At 61.6% G+C, this 20438-nt stretch carries 1 protein-coding gene; it reads left to right on the top strand.

The window, feature by feature from the left end; genetic code table 11:
• The first annotated feature begins 244 nt into the window (after window positions 1–244).
• Window positions 245–20275, top strand: a complete 20031-nt coding sequence (locus PI739_RS11720) for a non-ribosomal peptide synthetase (RefSeq protein ID WP_271351838.1) — start codon at window positions 245–247, stop codon at window positions 20273–20275.
• The last annotated feature ends 163 nt before the right edge of the window (window positions 20276–20438 follow it).

The raw sequence follows: 20438 nt of genomic DNA, 5'->3' as shown, positions 1-20438 counted from the left end.
AGTCCGGAAGTATCAAGGTGCTACTAGCCGGTACTGTCGGCACATCAATGACATTCTCCCAGGTCCCTATCGCAGTCATGCAGACAGGGCAAGCCAGGTTCTGACATCCGGTTTATCTGCGACAAACTTGTGCTGTAACTGCCGAGTTCTGTATGGAACTTGGCCAGCACGCCAGGAATTCGGCAGGGCCGCGGACATCGTCACTCGGCTCCCGAAAGGATATTAAAATCAGGGATGTTTACGCATGACGTCGTCGCATCAACACGTATCGAACAACTCCAATGTCTCGTATGAACTATCTTCTGTACAGCAGGGTATCTGGCTCGGTCAGATAGCGAACCCGGACATACCGCTGTACAACATTGGCATGAAGCTGGAGATCAAGGGTGATCTCGATATTCCAATGTTCGAGAAGGCTATCAATCTCGTTGTCAGGCATAATGATGCGCTACGACTTGCCTTGTTCCAAGAGGGTGATATAGCCCGGCAGAGAGTGTTGCCATCTGTCGATATCACACTCGAACTCGTCGACTTTTCAGACTACGTTGACAGCGTCGAGCGAGCGCAGGAATACCTTCAACACGCATTTTCCCGACCTTTCAATCCATTGGAAGGCATTCTTTGGGAGGCGCAGCTCGTACGGTGCAGTGCATCCCGTCACTACTGGCTGGGTCGCTACCATCATTTGGTCATGGACGGCTCAGGGGCGACGCTGTTTTGCCATGCAGTCGCGAAGGCCTACAACAATTTACTGGTGGGCATCGACGAGCTCGAGGAAGGCCCTTCCTACAGAGACTTCCTGGTCAAAGACCAGGCCTATCTGAATTCGCCGCGCCTGGAGCGTGACCGGTCGTTTTGGCGCGAACGCTACGCACAAATACCGCCATCCCTGCTGCAGTGGTCCGGCGACCATGCCGTGGGTTCGATGTGCAAGAGCGGTCATATTCGCTCGACGATCAAGCGTGACCTGTTCAATGCTGTGGCCGCGGTTGCCACCGAGCATGGCCTTTCTCCTGTCACGGTATTCTTTGCAGTCGTCAGTGCCTATTTTTCACGCGTCGGTGGTGCAGAAGAAGTCATCATTGGCATGCCCCTGCATAACCGCACGACGGCCCGCCAGAAACAGACGATCGGGATGTTTTCTTCCGTCATCCCGATCGGCGTACGGGTTGACCCTAATCGCTCCCTGCTCGAATTGATGGGCGATGTGGCCGCCGAATTGCGACGCTGCTACCGCCACGAGCACTTCCCGATTGCGGAACTGAATCGCGCCCTGAATATTGGCCATTCCAGGCGCAAGCAGATCTTCGACATCACGCTTTCATTCGAAAAATTTGACGCAGACTTTTTCTTTGGCGGCGCCCCTTCGAAGGCGATCAGGATGTACAGCGGCTTCGATCAGACGCCGCTCTCAATCGCTATCTGTGATTACTATTCGGATGAAGACGTAGTCGTTGACTTCAACTTCAATCTGGCCTGCTTTCGCCCGGACGAAGTTGAGCGGATTCGGGACCGCATTACGCTGCTCCTGGAGTCGGTTGCCGCTCATGAATCGACGCCGATTGGCCAGCTTGCGCTTATGGGGGAAGCGGAACGCCGGCAAGTGCTGGTCGAGTTCAACGCAACACATCAGGCCTTGCAACAGGATCTATTGGTCCATCAGCTTTTCGAACAGCAAGCGCAGCAGCAGCCCCAAGCGCTTGCACTGGTCTGCGGCGACGAGCGCGTGACCTACGCTGAACTCAACGAACGCAGTAATCAGGTGGCTCATGCCTTGCTGTCACTGGGCATTGCTCTGGACGACCGCGTGGCGATCTGTGTGGAACGCAGTGTTGAGATGGTGGTGGGCTTGCTGGGGATCCTGAAGGCGGGCGCTGCCTACGTGCCGCTGGACCCTGGGTATCCGCCGGAGCGGTTGCGCTACATGCTGGAGGACAGCGCGCCAGTGGCGGTGCTGGTGCAGCGTACGACCCGGGAGTTGCTGGGTGCGCTGGCGATGCCGGTGCTGGATCTGCAAAGCGTGAACCGGGCGGCTGAAGCCTGGCATGATCGCGTGTTGCCGACGGTCGCGCCACAGCACCTGGCTTATGTGATCTATACCTCGGGTTCGACCGGCCAGCCCAAGGGCGTGATGATCGAGCATCGCAATCTCGTGAACCTGGTGGCCTGGCATTGCGAGGCGTTCGGTCTGACCCATCGCAAGCGGGTTTCGAGCGTGGCCGGTGTCGGTTTCGATGCTTGCGTCTGGGAACTATGGCCAGCGCTGTGCGTGGGAGCCAGCCTGTCGCTGTTGCCTGGACAAGCGCTTGGCAATGATGTGGATGCGCTGCTGGGATGGTGGCGTCGGCAAGATCTGGATGTGAGCTTCTTGCCTACGCCGATTGCCGAGATTGCATTCGCCCAAGGGATCGAGCCGGCGTCGCTGCAAACGTTGCTGATCGGTGGAGACCGGTTGCGTCAGTTTCCCAATCCGGATAGTCGGGTTGCGCTGATCAACAACTATGGTCCGACCGAGACCACGGTTGTGGCCACATCCGGTCTGATCGATGCAACGCAGTCGGTATTGCACATAGGCCGTCCGATAGCCAATACGCAGGTTTACCTGTTGGATGCGCACGGCCAGCCTGTGCCTATCGGGGTCAGCGGCGAGATTTATATCGGCGGCGCGGGGGTTGCCCGGGGTTATCTGAACAGGCCGGAACTGACGGCGGAGCGTTTTCTGGATGACCCGTTCAGTGCCGAAACGGCGGCGCGGATGTACAGGACCGGCGATCTGGGGCGCTGGTTGGCGGACGGCAATATCGAGTACCTGGGGCGCAATGACGATCAGGTCAAGCTCCGCGGAGTTCGTATCGAGCTGGGCGAGATTGAGGCGCAACTGAGGCAGATCGCGGACATCAGAGACGCGGTGGTGATTGCCCAGGAGGATACGCCGGGTGAAAAGCGTCTGACGGCGTACTACACGATGCAGGAAGCTGCACAGGCCATGACAGCGCAGACGTTGCGTGCTGCCTTGCAGGCGAGGCTGCCGGAATACATGGTGCCGGCGGCGTATGTGAAAGTGTCCGAATGGCCGCTGACGCCGAACGGCAAGCTGGATCGACGGGCATTGCCGGCGCCGGAGGACGACGCTTATGCCAGTCGTGACTACGAGGCGCCGGCAGGCGAAGTCGAGCGTGCGCTGGCGGAGATCTGGCAGGAGCTGCTCGGTGTCGATCGGGCGGGGCGCAACGATCACTTCTTCGAGCTGGGTGGGCATTCGCTGCTGGCGATGAGGCTTATCTCCCTGGTCCGGCAGCGTTTGAACGTGGAATTGGAACTGGCCGCGTTATTCGCGAATCCGCAGCTCGAGGCGCTTGCCTGCGTGGTGGCGCAGGCACAAAACAATACACTGCCGCAGATTGTGCCAACGTCACGAGAGGCGCAACTGCCGCTGTCGTTTGCTCAGCAACGGTTGTGGTTTCTGGCGCAGATGGAAGGTGCCAGCGCTGCTTACCACATACCGGCGGGGCTGCGCATCGTCGGCGCGCTGGATGAGGCGGCCTTGCAGCGTGCGTTGAACCGGATTGTGGCGCGTCACGAAGTACTGCGCACAACGTTTGTCCAGACCGGGGATCAGGCCGTAGTGCTCTGCATCCATCCCGAGGAAACAGGCTGCCCGTTGCGCAAGTACGATCTCACGACGCATGCCGATAGCTCGAGTGAGTTGGCACGACTGATGGACGAAGAAGCCATTGGGCGCTTCGATCTTCAGCAGGGACCGCTGATTCGAGGGAGTCTGGTTCGGCTGAGCGATGACGAGCATGTGTTGCTGTTGACGATGCACCACATCGTATCGGATGGCTGGTCGATGGGCGTGTTGACGCGCGAGTTGGGAGCACTCTACGCGAGCGGTTGCCAAGCTGATGCAGACCCGTTGCCGCAGTTGTCGATCCAGTACGCTGACTATGCGGTGTGGCAACGAGGCTGGTTGAGCGGCGAGGTATTGCACAAGCAAAGCACCTACTGGCAGACCGCTCTGCTCGATGCGCCGGCATTGCTGATGTTGCCCTCTGATCGTGTACGTCCGGCGCAACAGGACTATACGGGCGATGCGGTGCCCGTGGTGCTGGATGCGACGCTGAGCCATGAGCTCAAGGCGCTGAGTCGGCGGCACGGCACGACCCTGTTCATGACATTGCTGGCGGGCTGGGCGACGGTATTGAGTCGTTTGTCCGGGCAGGATGAGGTGGTGATCGGTTCGCCGGTGGCGAACCGGATGAGCGCTGAGGTCGAGGGCCTGATCGGGTTTTTTGTCAACACCCTGGCGTTGCGGGTGAATGTGTCGGACGATCCGGCGGTCGAGGCATTGCTGAGTCGCGTCAAGGCCTGCACGCTGGCGGCCTATGAACACCAGGATCTGCCTTTCGAGCAGGTGGTGGAGTTGCTCAAGCCGGTGCGCAGCTTGTCCCATAGCCCGCTGTTCCAGGCGATGCTGTCGTGGCAGAACACGCCGCCCGCAGAACTGGCGTTGGAGGGGCTGGAGCTAACGCTGCTGGATTCGGTAGCACGCACCACCAAGTACGATGTGTCCCTCGACTTGGCGGAGGTGGAGGGACGGATCGTCGGTTCGCTGGAATATGCGACGGCGCTGTTCGACCGCGAGACGGCCCAACGCTACGTGGCGTATCTGGAACGGGTGCTGCGTGCGATGGTCGAGAACGAGCGCCAGGTTGTGGGCGCGATCGAGCTTTTGGGCGAAACCGAACGTCGGCAAGTGCTTGTCGAGTTCAACGCGACACATCAGGCCTGGCCACAGGATCTATTGGTCCATCAACTTTTCGAACAGCAAGCGCAGCAGCAGCCTCAAGCGCTTGCACTGGTGTGCGGCGACGAGCGTGTGACGTACGCGGACCTCAACGAACGCAGCAATCAGGTGGCTGATATTTTGCTGTCACTGGGCATTGCTCCGGACGACCGCGTGGCGATCTGTGTGGAACGCAGTGTGGAGATGGTGGTGGGCTTGCTGGGGATCCTGAAGGCGGGTGGTGCCTACGTGCCGCTGGACCCTGGGTATCCGCCGGAGCGGTTGCGCTACATGCTGGAGGACAGCGCGCCGGTGGCGGTGCTGGTGCAGCGTACGACCCGGGACTTGCTGGGTGCGTTGGCGATGCCGGTGCTGGATCTGCAAGGCGTGAACTGGGCGGCTGAAACCGAGCATGACCGCGTGTTGCCGACGGTCACGCCACAGCACCTGGCTTATGTGATCTATACCTCGGGTTCGACCGGTCAGCCCAAGGGCGTGATGATCGAGCATCGCGCCATTGTGAACCGCCTGTTGTGGGCACAGGACCAATATCGGCTGAGTCGCGAAGACCGCGTCTTGCAAAAGACACCGTTCGGTTTTGACGTGTCGGTCTGGGAATTTTTTCTACCCTTGCTCGCGGGTGCGCAATTGGTGATCGCGCGTCCGGGAGGCCATCAGGACCCCGAGTATCTGGCCGAGTTGATCGCAGACTCGGGTGTCACGATATTGCATTTCGTACCGTCCATGTTGCAGAGCTTCCTCAATCAGTCTGGCCCGCTGGCCTGTAGCACATTGCGGCAGGTGTTCTGTAGCGGCGAGGCGTTGCCCTATAGTTTGCAAAAGCACTTCGAGCAACGCTTTGCACATGTGCAATTGCACAACCTGTATGGCCCCACTGAAGCCGCTGTCGACGTCACCTACTGGCACTGTGTGCCCGACCTGCATGCGGGGATCGTGCCGATCGGCCGGCCGGTCGCCAATACCCGGATGTATCTGCTGGACCCGCACATGCAACCGGTCCCGGTTGGCGTCTGCGGCGAGATTTATATCGCGGGTGTACAGCTCGCACGCGGCTATTTGAATCGTGATTCGCTGACCGCAGAGCGGTTCGTGAAAGACCGTTTCAGCAACGACCCGACGGCGCGGATGTACAGGAGCGGCGATTTGGGTCGTTGGCTGGCGGACGGCAATATCGAGTACCTGGGACGCAACGACGATCAGGTCAAGCTCCGTGGCTTCCGTATCGAGCTGGGCGAGATTGAGGCGCAGTTGGCTGGGTGCCCTGGTGTCGGAGAGGCGGTGGTGATTGCCCGGGAAGACACGCCGGGTGACAAACGTCTGATCGCGTATTACACGACGCGGGAAGCGAAAGAGATCGTTGCGGTGCAGACGCTACGGTCGGCCTTGCAGGCGAGTCTTCCGGAGTACATGGTGCCGGCCGCGTATGTGAAACTGCCGGGGTGGCCGCTGACACCTAACGGCAAGCTGAATCGCCGGGCGTTGCCTGTGCCGGAGGCTGACGCTTATGTGAGCCGCGGCTACGAAGCGCCGTGCGGGACGGTGGAGACGGCGCTTGCCGACATCTGGCAGGAGCTGCTTGGTGTCGAACGGGTGGGTCGCCACGATCACTTCTTCGAACTGGGTGGGCATTCGCTACTGGCCGTCAGTCTGATGGGCCGGATGCGTCAAGCGGGACTGTCGGCGGATGTGCGGCTGCTGTTTGCCCAGCCAACCCTTTCGGCGTTTGCCGAGGTATTGGGTAACGGTCATGAGGTAGAGGTGCCCGCCAACGGAATCGTGGTCGGGTGCACACGAATTACACCGTCGATGTTGCCGCTCGCGGACCTGAGCGAGGATGCCATCGAGCGGATTGTGCGTGCTGTGCCAGGCGGGACGGCGAACGTCCAGGATATCTATGCACTGGCGCCACTGCAGGAAGGGGTGTTGTTCCACCACCTTGCGTCGGTCGAGGGTGACCCCTATTTGCTAAATACGCGTTTTGCGCTGCCAAGCGAAGACCACCTGAAGGCGTTTGTCCGGGCACTTCAGGGTGTGATTGCCAGGCATGACATCTTGAGAACGGCGGTGCTGTGGGAGGGGCTGGACGAGCCGGTTCAGACAGTCTGGCGCGAAGCGCCATTGGCCGTTGAAGCGTTGGAGCTGAAGTCGGCCGACGGAGACATCGAACAGCAACTCCAAGAGCGCTTCGACCCCAGGCATTACCGGCTGGATTTGACGAAAGCGCCCTTGATGAAGATGGCTTACGCCTACGACGAAGCGAATAGTCGCTGGGTGGCGATTTTGCTGTTTCACCATATGGTGCTGGACCATACGGCGCTGGAAGTGGTGCAACATGAGGTACAGGCGGATCTGCTGGGGCAGGCAGCCGGACTGCCGGATTCGGTACCCTATCGCAACCATGTGGCGCAGGCGCGACTGGGCGTAAGCCAAGCGGCGCATGAAGCGTTCTTCCAGGAAATGCTCGGTCAGGTGACGGAGCCGACGCTGCCATTCGGTTTGCACGATGTGCAGGGTGACGGTCGGGACATCAAGCAAGCCAGGCAGGCAGTGGCCGCAGAGCTGGCGGGCAGGATCCGCCGGCAAGCCAGGAGTCTGGGCGTAAGTGCTGCCAGCCTGCATCATCTGGCCTGGGCGCAGGTGCTGGGGCGCACATCGGGCCAGGAAGACGTGGTGTTCGGTACGGTGTTGCTGGGACGCATGCAGGGTGGCGACGGTGCCGACCGCTCGTTGGGGATGTTCATCAACACCTTGCCGTTGTGCTTGAACGTCGGTGAGCAAGGCGTGCGTGAGGGGGTGAAGGCCACGCATGCCCGCCTGACCGCGCTGCTCGGTCACGAACATGCGTCGTTGGCGCTGGCGCAACGCTGCAGCGCCATTGCTCCGCCGTTGCCGCTGTTCAGCGCGCTGCTGAATTACCGCCACAGCGCCGAACCGCAAGTCTCGGACCAGGGAGACCGCGCCTGGGGCGGAATCGAGGTCCTGGGCTGGAATGAGCGAACCAACTATCCACTGACACTGGCTGTGGACGATCTGGGCGAGGGCTTTGCACTGACCGTTCAAGCCACGGCGGGGATCGATCCGCAGCGGGTATGTGCTTACATGGAGACGGCGCTGGAGAGTCTGGTCGACGCGCTGGAACACTCACCTGAGTCGTTGCTGCGCAGTCTGGAGATGCTGCCGCGATCCGAGCGTCAGTTGCTGCAGGAGTGGAATGCGACGGCCGTGGATTATCCGCAAGGCACCTGCGTCCATCAGTTATTCGAAGCGCAAGTAGAAAAAACGCCAGAAGCGATTGCGCTGGTATTTGAGGCGCACACATTCACTTATGCGCAACTGAATGCGCGCGCCAACCAGTTGGCGCATCATCTGATCGGCCTGGGCATCGGGCCGGATGACCGGGTGGCGATCTGCGTCGAGCGTAGCCCGGAAATGGTAGTGGGCTTGCTGGGCATCCTGAAGGCGGGTGCTGCCTACGTGCCGCTGGACCCGGCGTATCCGGAGCAGCGGTTGCGCTACATGCTGGAAGACAGCGCGCCGGCGGCGGTGCTGGTGCAGAGCGCGACCCGGGCGTTGCCGGGCGAGTTGACGGTGCCACTGCTGGACCTGGAAGGCGGGTGCTGGGAAGCTGAGGCTCACCATGATCCAGTGGCGCGAGCCGTCAAGCCGGATCATCTGGCCTATGTGATCTACACCTCAGGCTCGAGCGGCCAACCCAAGGGCGTGTTGATCGAGCAAAGGGGCTTTCTAAACCTGATGCACTGGTATCTGGCCGAGCTGAAACTGGCGCCCGATGATGCCGTACTGCTTGTTTCCTCCTATAGCTTCGATCTGACGCAAAAAAATATTCTCGGTCCGTTATTGGTCGGTGGAACACTGCACCTGGCCAGAGAGGCTTTCATTCCCGAGGTGCTGCTGGAGCAGATTCAACGCGAGCGTATTACCCATATCAATCTTTCACCCAGTGCGTTCAACACGCTCATCGACGCAAACGATTCAAGGCAACTTGACAGCATTCGCCGGGTGGTACTGGGTGGAGAGCCTATTCAAGTCGCCAGGCTGGAAATGCTTCCCGAGCCGAGGCCCGAATTCATTAACAGTTACGGGCCCACGGAGTGTAGCGACGTGGTGGCCTGGCATAGACTGGTTGACGATATCGACTGTTATCGGTCTTCGGTATTTCCAATTGGCCGTCCGATCGCGAACACACGGATTTACCTGCTGGATACACACGGCCAGCCGGTGCCCATCGGGGTCAGCGGCGAGATCCATATCGGCGGTGCGGGGGTTGCCCGTGGCTATCTGAATCTGCCGGAACTGACGGCGGAGCGTTTCCTGGACGACCCGTTCAGTGCCGAGCCGGCGGCGCGGATGTACAGGAGCGGCGATCTGGGGCGCTGGTTGGCGGACGGCAATATCGAGTACCTGGGGCGTAACGACGATCAGGTCAAGCTTCGGGGCTTCCGGATCGAGCTGGGCGAGATCGAGTCGCAGCTGGCGGCTTGCCCTGGGGTCAGGGAAGCGGTGGTGCTGGTGCGCGAGCACCGTCCAGGCGACAAACGCCTGGTGGCGTACCTGACGGCGCAGGAAGGTGCCGTATTGTCGGCGGCGCAGTTGCGCGAGCAACTGTCGCAAGGGCTGGCGGAGTACATGATTCCGAGTGCCTTCGTAACGCTGGCGCGTTTCCCGCTAACGCCAAACGGCAAGCTGGATCGACGGGCATTGCCGGCGCCGGAGGACGACGCTTATGCCAGTCGCGGTTACGAGGCGCCGGCAGGTGACATCGAGCATGCGCTGGCGCAGATCTGGCAGGCGTTGCTGGGGCTGGAGCGTGTCGGTCGCCACGACCACTTCTTCGAACTGGGCGGGCATTCGTTACTGGCGGTACAACTGGTGTCGCGTCTGCGTCAGCGCTTCGAAGTCGAGGTGGCACTGCGGGATGTGTTTGCCGAGCCGACGCTGCAAGGTCTGGCACGTCAGGTGGCGAACGCCCGGCTCTCGGCGCAGACGCCGTTGACGCTGGTCGACCGCGATCTACCTTTGCCGCTGTCGTGGGCGCAGCAACGCTTGTGGTTCCTCGATCAACTGGACCGCGCGGCGGGTGCTGCTTATCACATCCCTGCAGGACTGCGCTTGCGCGGCCGATTGGACAGAGACGCCTTGCAGGCCACGCTTGACCGGATCGTGGCGCGCCACGAAACCCTGCGCACCCATTTTGCCTTGCACGAGGGCCAGGCGATCCAGGTGATCGCGCCGGCGACCCAAGGGTTCGCCCTGGCCAGTCATGACCTTCGCCCGCTGGACAGCGCGGCGCAACACGAGGCCGTAGAGCGGCTCGCTCGCGAGGAGGCGCTGGCGCCGTTCGACTTGTCGAGCGGTCCGCTGATTCGCGGGCGGCTTGTGCAACTGTCGGAGACGGAGCACATCCTGCTGGTGACCCAGCACCATATCGTTTCTGACGGTTGGTCGACGGGCGTTCTGCTGCACGAAATCGGTACGTTGTACCGCGCCTTCAGCCAGGGGCTGGCCGACCCTCTGCCGGCACTGGCCTTCCAGTATGTCGACTACGCCGCGTGGCAGCGGCAGTGGTTGCAGGGCGAAACGCTGCACACGCAGGTCGAGTTCTGGCGGCAGCACCTGAGTGGTGCACCGGCCTTGCTGGAGCTGCCAACCGACCACCGCCGCCCACCGTTGCGCAGTTATGCCGGCGGACGGGTGAGCCTGGCCCTGAGCCCGGCATTGACGGCAGGGTTGCGGCAGTTGGGTCAGCGTCACGGTGCGACGCTGTTTATGACCTTGCTGGCGGGCTGGTCGAGTCTGTTGAGCCGCTTCAGCGGGCAGGACGATGTGGTGATCGGCACGCCGGTGGCGAATCGTCCGCGCAGCGAACTGGAGTCGCTGATCGGCTTCTTCGTCAACACACTGGCGCTGCGGATCAGGCCGCAAGGGCGCCTGAGCGTGGCGGCGTTGCTGGAGCAGGTCAAGGCGGTCATGCTGGCGGCGCATGCGCATCAGGACCTGCCGTTCGAGCAGGTGGTGGAGGCGTTGCAACCACCGCGCAGCCTGGGCCATAGCCCAATCTTCCAGGTCATGCTGGCGCTGAACAACACCCCGGGCGGCGGCGAACTCAGTCTGCCGGAGCTGAGTCTGGAGCCGCTGCAAGCGCCGCACACGACGGCCCAGTTCGACCTGTCGCTTGCGCTGGTCGAGGCGGATGGCGGGTTGGTCGGCTCTCTGGAATACGCGAGTGATCTGTTCGAGCGTGCGACGATCGAGCGGATGGCGGGGCACCTGCAGGTACTTCTGGAAGCCATGGTGGCGGATGACCAGCAAGCGGTCGCAGAACTGCCGCTGCTGTCGTGCGAGCAACGTCGGCAGGTGTTGGAGTCGTTCAACGATACGGCAGCGGCCTACCCGGCGGACAAGTTGCTCCATCAACTGTTCGAGGAACAGGCGGCACAACAGCCCGATGCCCTGGCGGTGGTCGATGAAGCCGGAAGCCTGACCTATAGCGAACTCAACGCGCGGGCGAATCGACTGGCACATTACCTGATCGGCCTGGGTATCCAGCCGGATGATCGGGTCGCGATCTGTGCGCAGCGCAGCCTGGAAATGGTGGTGGGCTTGCTGGGGATTTTGAAGGCGGGCGGTGCGTATGTGCCGCTGGATCATGGATATCCGTCGGAGCGGTTGCGCTACATGCTGGAAGACAGCGCGCCGGTAGCAGTGCTGGTGCAAGCGGCGCTGCAGGAATGCCTGCCGGCGGTAAATGTGCCGCAGGTCGTGTTGGACAGCGTGGACCTGTCCTCAGGGACCGGTGGGCTGCCGTGTGGCAATCCGGATCTTGATGCCCTGGGGCTGACGTCGAGAATGCCGGCTTATGTGATGTATACATCCGGCTCCTCGGGAGTGCCGAAGGGCGTGCTGATTGAGCACCGCAGTGTGCTGCGTCTGGTTATCAATAATCCTTATGCCAGGATCACCACAGAGGATTGTGTTGCGCATGGCGCCAATACGGCCTTCGACGCTTCGACCTGGGAAATCTGGAGTGCGCTGCTCAATGGGGCGAAACTGTTGGTTGTGTCTCAGGCGACGCTGCTCAATCCCGCGCGCTTGAACCATATATTGATTGAAGGTGGCGTGACCGCTTTATGGTTGACTGCTGGATTGTTCAATGAATATGTCGATGTACTCGCCGCTGCCTTCTCAAAGCTGCGATATCTCCTGGTCGGTGGGGATGTGCTCGATCCAGTGAGCGTTGCGAAGGTTTTGTCCCGCGCCCATCGCCCGAGGCATCTGATCAATGGCTATGGACCAACGGAAACAACGACCTTTGCCAGTACCTATGAGATCCATGCGCTGTCCGACAATTCGCGCTCGATTCCTATTGGCCGCCCTATCGGCAACACACGCATTTACCTATTGGATGCACACGGCCAGCCGGTGCCCATCGGGGTCAGCGGCGAGATCCATATCGGCGGCGCGGGGGTTGCCCGTGGCTATCTGAATCTGCCCGAACTGACGGCGGAGCGTTTCCTGGACGACCCGTTCAGTGCCGAGCCTGCGGCGCGGATGTACAGGAGCGGCGATCTGGGACGCTGGCTGGCGGACGGCAATATCGAGTACCTGGGGCGCAACGACGATCAGGTCAAGCTCCGTGGCTTCCGTATCGAGCTGGGTGAGATCGAGTCGCAGCTGGCGGCTTGTCCTGGAGTCAGGGAGGCGGTGGTGCTGGTGCGCGAGCAGCGTCCCGGAGACAAACGCCTGGTGGCGTATTTGACGGCGCGGGAAGGCGCCGTGTTGTCGGCGGCACAGTTGCGTGAGCAACTGTCGCAAGGGCTGGCGGAGTACATGATTCCGAGTGCCTTCGTAACGCTGGCGCGTTTCCCGCTAACGCCAAACGGCAAGCTGGATCGACGGGCATTGCCGGCGCCGGAGGACGACGCTTATGCCAGTCGCGGTTACGAGGCGCCGGCAGGTGACATCGAGCATGCGCTGGCGCAGATCTGGCAGGCGTTGCTGGGGCTGGAGCGTGTCGGTCGCCACGACCACTTCTTCGAACTGGGCGGGCATTCGTTACTGGCGGTACAACTGGTGTCGCGTCTGCGTCAGCGCTTCGAAGTCGAGGTGGCACTGCGGGATGTGTTTGCCGAGCCGACGCTGCAAGGTCTGGCACGTCAGGTGGCGAACGCCCGGCTCTCGGCGCAGACGCCGTTGACGCTGGTCGACCGCGATCTACCTTTGCCGCTGTCGTGGGCGCAGCAACGCTTGTGGTTCCTCGATCAACTGGACCGGGCGGCGGGGGCTGCTTATCACATTCCGGCGGGACTACGGTTGCGCGGCCGATTGGACAGAGACGCCTTGCAGGCCACGCTTGACCGGATCGTGGCGCGCCACGAAACCCTGCGCACCCACTTTGCCTTGCACGAGGGCCAGGCGATCCAGGTGATCGCGCCGGCGACCCAAGGGTTCGCCCTGATCACTCATGACCTGCGCGCTCTGGACAGCGCGGCACAACACAAGACGCAAGACGAGACGCAACACGAGGCCGTAGAGCGGCTCGCTGGCGAGGAGGCGCTGGCGCCGTTTGACCTGTCGAGGGGGCCGCTGATTCGCGGACGACTTGTGCAACTGTCGGAGACAGAGCACATCCTGCTGGTGACCCAGCACCATATCGTTTCTGACGGTTGGTCGACGGGCGTTCTGCTGCACGAAATCGGTATGTTGTACCGGGCCTTCAGCCAGGGGCTGGCCGACCCTCTGCCGGCACTGGCCTTCCAGTATGTCGACTACGCGGCGTGGCAGCGGCAGTGGTTGCAGGGCGAAACCCTGCAAACGCAGGTCGAGTTCTGGCGGCAGCACCTGAGCGGCGCACCGGCCTTGCTGGAGCTGCCAACCGACCACCGCCGCCCACCGTTGCGCAGTTATGCCGGCGGACGGGTGAGCCTGGCCCTGAGCCCGGCATTGACGACAGGGTTGCGGCAGTTGGGTCAGCGTCACGGTGCGACGCTGTTCATGACCTTGCTGGCGGGCTGGTCGAGTCTGTTGAGCCGCTTCAGCGGGCAGGACGATGTGGTGATCGGCACGCCGGTGGCAAATCGTCCGCGCAGCGAACTGGAGTCGCTGATTGGCTTCTTCGTCAACACACTGGCGCTGCGCATCCGGCCGGAAGGGCGCCTGAGCGTGGCGGCGTTGCTGGAGCAGGTCAAGGCGGTCATGCTGGCGGTGCATGCGCATCAGGACCTGCCGTTCGAGCAGGTGGTGGAGGCGCTGCAGCCCCCGCGCAGCCTGGGTCATAGCCCGATCTTCCAGGTCATGCTGGCGCTGAACAATACCCCGGGCGGCGGCGAATTCAGCCTGCCGGAGCTGAGCCTGGAGCCGCTGCAAGCGCCGCACACGACGGCCCAGTTCGACCTGTCGCTTGCGCTGGTCGAGGCGGATGGCGGGTTGATCGGCTCTCTGGAATACGCGAGCGATCTGTTCGAGCGTGCAACGATCGAGCGGATGGCGGGGCACTTGCAGGTGCTTCTGGAAGGCATGGTGGCGGATGACCAGCAAGCGGTCGCAGAACTGCCGCTGCTGTCGTGCGAGCAACGTCGGCAGGTGTTGGAGTCGTTCAACGATACGGCAGCGGCCTACCCGGCGGACAAGTTGATTCATCAACTGTTCGAGGAGCAGGCGGCGCAACAACCCGATGCCCTGGCGGTGGTCGATGACGCCGGAAGCCTGACCTATGGCGAACTCAACGCCCGGGCGAATCGACTGGCACATTACCTGATCGGCCTGGGTATCCAGCCGGATGATCGGGTTGCGATCTGTGCGCAACGCAGCCTGGAAATGGTGGTGGGCTTGCTGGGGATTTTTAAGGCGGGTGGTGCGTATGTGCCGCTGGATCCTGCGTATCCGGAGCAGCGATTGCGCTACATGCTGGAAGACAGCGCGCCGGTGGCGGTGCTGGTGCAGGCCGAGACCCGGGCGTTGCTGGGCGAGTTGGCGGTGCCGACGCTCGATCTGCAAGATGCCGACTGGGAGGTTGAAGCTGAACACAATCCTGTAGTGCCGGCCATCACGCCGCAGCACCTGGCCTATGTGATCTATACCTCGGGTTCCTCCGGTAAACCCAAAGGCGTGGGCGGTCCACATCAGGCCATGGTTAACCGTCTTTACTGGATGCATAACACTTTCGGTGGTCAGCGACTCGAAAAGCATGCACAAAAAACGTCGATCAGTTTTCTCGATTCGGTGACTGAAACGCTGATGCCCTTACTGTTTGGCGCGCAACTGCATATCGTGTCGCCGCTGGCCTCCAGGGATCCGCTACAGCTGTGGCAGGCGGTTACAGAGCATCAGTTGACCCGTCTGGTTCTTGTCCCTTCACTGCTGGAAGAACTGTCGAGGATAGAGAACCGACAAATTTCGCCAGAAAAGCGGCTGATCGTTTGCAGTGGCGAGGTGTTTTCGTCCTCCCTGCTTGCTCGCACTCGTGCTTGGTTACCTTCGGCCACGATACTGAATTTCTACGGTTCGTCGGAAGCGGCGGGTGACTCTACTTTTTACCTGTGCGACAGCGCTGTTCAAGCGGGTCATTCACTGCCGATAGGTCGTCCGATCGCGAATACACGGATTTACCTGTTGGATGCACATGGCCAGCCGGTACCGATTGGGGTCATTGGCGAGATCCATATCGGCGGCGCGGGGGTTGCCCGTGGCTATCTGAATCTGCCGGAACTGACGGCGGAGCGTTTCCTGGACGACCCGTTCAGTGCCGAGCCGGCGGCGCGGATGTACAGGAGCGGCGATCTGGGGCGCTGGTTGGCGGACGGCAATATCGAGTACCTGGGGCGTAACGACGATCAGGTCAAGCTTCGGGGCTTCCGGATCGAGCTGGGCGAGATCGAGTCGCAGCTGGCGGCTTGCCCTGGGGTCAGGGAAGCGGTGGTGCTGGTGCGCGAGCACCGTCCAGGCGACAAACGCCTGGTGGCGTACCTGACGGCGCAGGAAGGTGCCGTATTGTCGGCGGCGCAGTTGCGCGAGCAACTGTCGCAAGGGCTGGCGGAGTACATGATTCCGAGTGCCTTCGTAACGCTGGCGCGTTTCCCGCAAACGCCGAGCGGCAAGCTGGACCGACGGGCATTGCCAGCGCCGGAGGACGACGCTTATGCCAGTCGTGATTACGAGGCGCCGGCAGGTGACGTCGAGCATGCGCTGGCAGATATCTGGCAGGTATTGCTGGGGCTGGAGCGTGTCGGTCGCCACGACCACTTCTTCGAACTGGGCGGGCATTCGTTACTGGCGGTACAACTGGTGTCGCGTCTGCGTCAGCGCTTCGAAGTCGAGGTGGCACTGCGGGATGTGTTTGCCGAGCCGACGCTGCAAGGTCTGGCACGTCAGGTGGCGAACGCCCGGCTCTCGGCGCAGACGCCGTTGACGCTGGTCGATCGCAATCTGCCATTGCCGCTGTCGTGGGCGCAGCAGCGCTTGTGGTTCCTCGATCAACTGGATCGGGCGGCCGGAGCCGCCTATCACATCCCGGCGGGACTGCGCTTGCGCGGCCGATTGAACAGAGACGCCTTGCAGGCCACGCTTGACCGGATCGTGGCGCGCCACGAAACCCTGCGCACCCATTTTGCCTTGCACGAGGGCCAGGCGATCCAGGTGATCGCGCCGGCGACTCAAGGGTTCGCCCTGGTCACTCATGACCTGCGCCCGCTGGACTGCGCGGCGCAACATGAGACGCAACACGAGGCCGTAGAGCAGCTCGCTCGCGAGGAGGCGCTGGCGCCATTCGACTTGTCGAGGGGGCCGCTGATTCGCGGGCGGCTTGTGCAACTGTCGGAGACGGAGCACATCCTGCTGGTGACGCAGCACCATATCGTTTCGGACGGTTGGTCGACGGGCGTTCTGCTTCACGAAATCGGCATGTTGTACCGCGCCTTCAGCCAAGGGCTGGCCGATCCTCTGCCGGCACTGGACTTCCAGTATGTCGACTACGCCGCGTGGCAGCGGCAGTGGTTGCAGGGCGAGACGCTGCACACGCAGGTCGAGTTCTGGCGGCAGCACCTGAGTGGTGCACCGGCCTTGCTGGAGCTGCCAACCGACCACCGCCGCCCACCGTTGCGCAGTTACGCCGGCGGACGGGTGAGCCTGGCCCTGAGCCCGGCATTGACGGCAGGGTTGCGACAGCTGGGTCAGCGTCACGGTGCGACGCTGTTCATGACCTTGCTGGCGGGCTGGTCGAGTCTGCTGAGCCGCGTCAGCGGGCAGGACGATGTGGTGATCGGCACGCCGGTGGCAAATCGTCCGCGCAGCGAACTGGAGTCGCTGATCGGCTTCTTCGTCAACACACTGGCGCTGCGGATCAGGCCGGAAGGGGGCCTGAGCGTGGCCGCGTTGCTGGAGCAGGTCAAGACGGTCATGCTGGCGGCGCATGCGCATCAGGACCTGCCGTTCGAGCAGGTGGTGGAGGCGCTGCAACCACCGCGCAGCCTGGGTCATAGCCCGATCTTCCAGGTCATGCTGGCGCTGAACAACACCCCGGGCGGCGGCGAATTCAGCCTGCCGGAGCTGAGCCTGGAGCCGCTGCAAGCACCGCACACGACGGCCCAGTTCGACCTGTCGCTTGCGCTGGTCGAGGCGGATGGCGGGTTGGTCGGCTCTCTGGAATACGCGAGTGATCTGTTCGAGCGTGCGACGATCGAGCGGATGGCGGGGCACCTGCAGGTACTTCTGGAAGCCATGGTGGCGGATGACCAGCAAGCGGTCGCAGAACTGCCGCTGCTGTCGTGCGAGCAACGTCGGCAGGTGTTGGAGTCGTTCAACGATACGGCAGCGGCCTACCCGGCGGACAAGTTGCTCCATCAACTGTTCGAGGAACAGGCGGCACAACAGCCCGATGCCCTGGCGGTGGTCGATGAAGCCGGAAGCCTGACCTATAGCGAACTCAACGCGCGGGCGAATCGACTGGCACATTACCTGATCGGCCTGGGTATCCAGCCGGATGATCGGGTCGCGATCTGTGCGCAGCGCAGCCTGGAAATGGTGGTGGGCTTGCTGGGGATTTTGAAGGCGGGCAGTGCGTATGTGCCGCTGGATCCTGGGTATCCGTCCGAGCGATTACGCTACATGCTGGAAGACAGCGCGCCGGTGGCGGTGCTGGTGCAGGCCGAGACCCGGACGTTGCTGGGCGAGTTGGCGGTGCCGACGCTCGACCTGCAAGCTGGCGACTGGGAGGTTGAGGCTGAACATAATCCCGTAGTGCCGGCCATCACACCGCAACACCTGGCCTATGTGATTTATACCTCGGGTTCCACTGGTAAACCCAAAGGCGTGGCCAACCAGCATGACGGCGTCGTCAACCGGTTGTGGTGGGCAAAGAGCGAATACCGGATTGGAGCCGAAGATCGTGTCTTGCAGAAGACGCCCTTCGGTTTCGATGTATCGGTCTGGGAGATCTTCCTGCCTCTGCTGGCCGGGGCACAACTGGTCATGGCCCGCCCCGGCGGGCATCAAGACCCTCACTACCTGATGGAGGTGATCGAGCGCCGAAGCATCAGCATGCTGCACTTTGTTCCTTCCATGCTGCAGGCCTTCGTCAATCAGACGCCAGCAGGGCGGTGTTCGACGCTCAAGCGAGTACTTTGCAGTGGTGAAGCGCTGCCGCATGCTTTGCTATTGCAAGGCCAGGCACATTTCCCGAAAAGCGAGTTGCACAATCTGTACGGCCCCACCGAAGCAGCCATTGACGTCACGGCATGGCATTACGTGGCAGAGCAGGATATCGGTATCGTTCCGATCGGCCGTCCGATAGCGAATACACAGATTTACCTGTTGGATGCGCACGGCCAGCCGGTACCGATCGGGGTCAGCGGCGAGATCCATATCGGCGGTATCGGGGTTGCCCGAGGTTATCTGAATCGTCCGGAATTGACGGCGGAGCGTTTCCTGGAAGATCCGTTCAGTACCGAGCCGGCGGCGCGGATGTACAGGAGCGGTGATCTGGGGCGCTGGCTGGCAGACGGCAATATCGAGTACCTGGGGCGTAACGACGATCAGGTCAAGCTCCGGGGCTACCGTATCGAACTGGGCGAGATCGAGTCGCAGCTTGCGGGTTGCCCTGGGGTCAGGGAGGCGGTAGTGCTGGCGCGCGAGCACCGTCCCGGCGACAAACGCCTGGTGGCGTATTTGACGGCGCAGGAAGGCGTCGTATTGTCGGCGACGCAGTTGCGTGAGCAACTGTCGCAAGGGCTGGCGCAGTACATGATCCCGAGCGCCTTTGTAACGCTGACGCGTTTCCCGCTAACGCCGAACGGCAAGCTGGATCGACGGGCATTGCCGGCGCCGGAAGACGACGCTTATGCCAGTCGTGGTTACGAGGCGCCGGTAGGTGAAATCGAACATGCGCTGGCGGAGATCTGGCAGGCGTTGCTGGGGCTGGAGCGGGTGGGTCGCCATGACCACTTCTTTGAACTGGGCGGGCATTCGCTGCTGGCAGTGCAACTGGTTTCGTGCCTGCGTCAGCGCTTCCAGGTCGAAGTGGCACTAGGCGATCTGTTCATGCACCCGACAATCTGTGAACTTGCCGCGTCTTGCCATAGCGGTCTGAGCAAGGCTCTGCATCCGAATCTGACCACCATTCGCAAAGAGGGGGCTCAACATCCTTTGTTCCTCATTCATGAAGGGTCAGGGGATATCGGCTATGCCCAACAGTTGGCAAAGCAAATTCCCTCTGACATTCCGGTGTATGGATTTTCGGCGAGCGGACTGCAAAGTGGGGAGGAACACCTCACCACTATCGAGGCAATGGCCTCACGCTACATTGAGGGGATCCGCCATATACAGCCACAGGGGCCGTATCGCGTCGCTGGCTGGTCTGCCGGGGGAACGATCGCCTATGAAATTGCCCATCAACTGATAGGGGCCGGTGCTACGGTAGAATTCCTCGGGCTTATCGACACCACCAGCGACTATCGGCATTTGTTTGATGCGCAGGAGGGCGGGTACGCTCATCTCGATGAAAGGCCGGATTTCGACGAGATCGAAGCCTTATTGAGACTTCTGCCGCCTGATGTACGTCAGGGGCTTGTCAGACACTTGGCTGCTGCTCGGGATTTCGAGGCCTTGTTGGCTTATACGCAAGTTCAAGGTCTGCTTCCTGAAGGTATAGAGAGTGATCTTGCAAAAAGATACCTGGCACTGATCCGCAGTATCGGTCTGGCGCTCTACCGTTACATGCCGCCCGCGCTACCGGTGCGTGTCACTTTATTCTCAGCAATGGGAGAAAACCGTAGTGATATCAGCATTGGTTGGGAGGCGCTGATGCCCAAGGAGCAACTGCAAGTCATCTCCATCATGGGAACTCATCACTCCATTGTGAAAGAGCCCGACATTCGTGAGCTGGGGCGGGCGATCCTTGAGGCGGTCACCAATAAGGGGAGGGCCAGCCAAACCAGATTGCCTTTGGAAACCGTGTAGTTTCGTTTGACCTTCCCTTTGCCATCATCCGTCGTCCTGGTCTTTGCCGTCTGGGATGATGGCCGAGAGGAAGGTCAAGCAAGGCAAAAACAGGCGAGGCCCGGCCGGAGTCGCATTCGACCGGATTTAACCGAGTCAAACCTCACATTTTTGCCGAAACAAA

Source organism: Pseudomonas cerasi, assembly GCF_027983475.1.
Taxonomy (GTDB): domain Bacteria; phylum Pseudomonadota; class Gammaproteobacteria; order Pseudomonadales; family Pseudomonadaceae; genus Aquipseudomonas; species Aquipseudomonas cerasi.
The sequence above is the reverse complement of the archived record's forward strand: the minus strand, read 5'-3'. Positions and strand labels throughout refer to the sequence as shown.

Bases quoted from the DNA above. Each gene is read 5' to 3' on its own strand.
- PI739_RS11720 (WP_271351838.1), top strand. From the start codon at position 245: ATGACGTCGTCGCATCAACACGTATCGAACAACTCCAATGTCTCGTAT.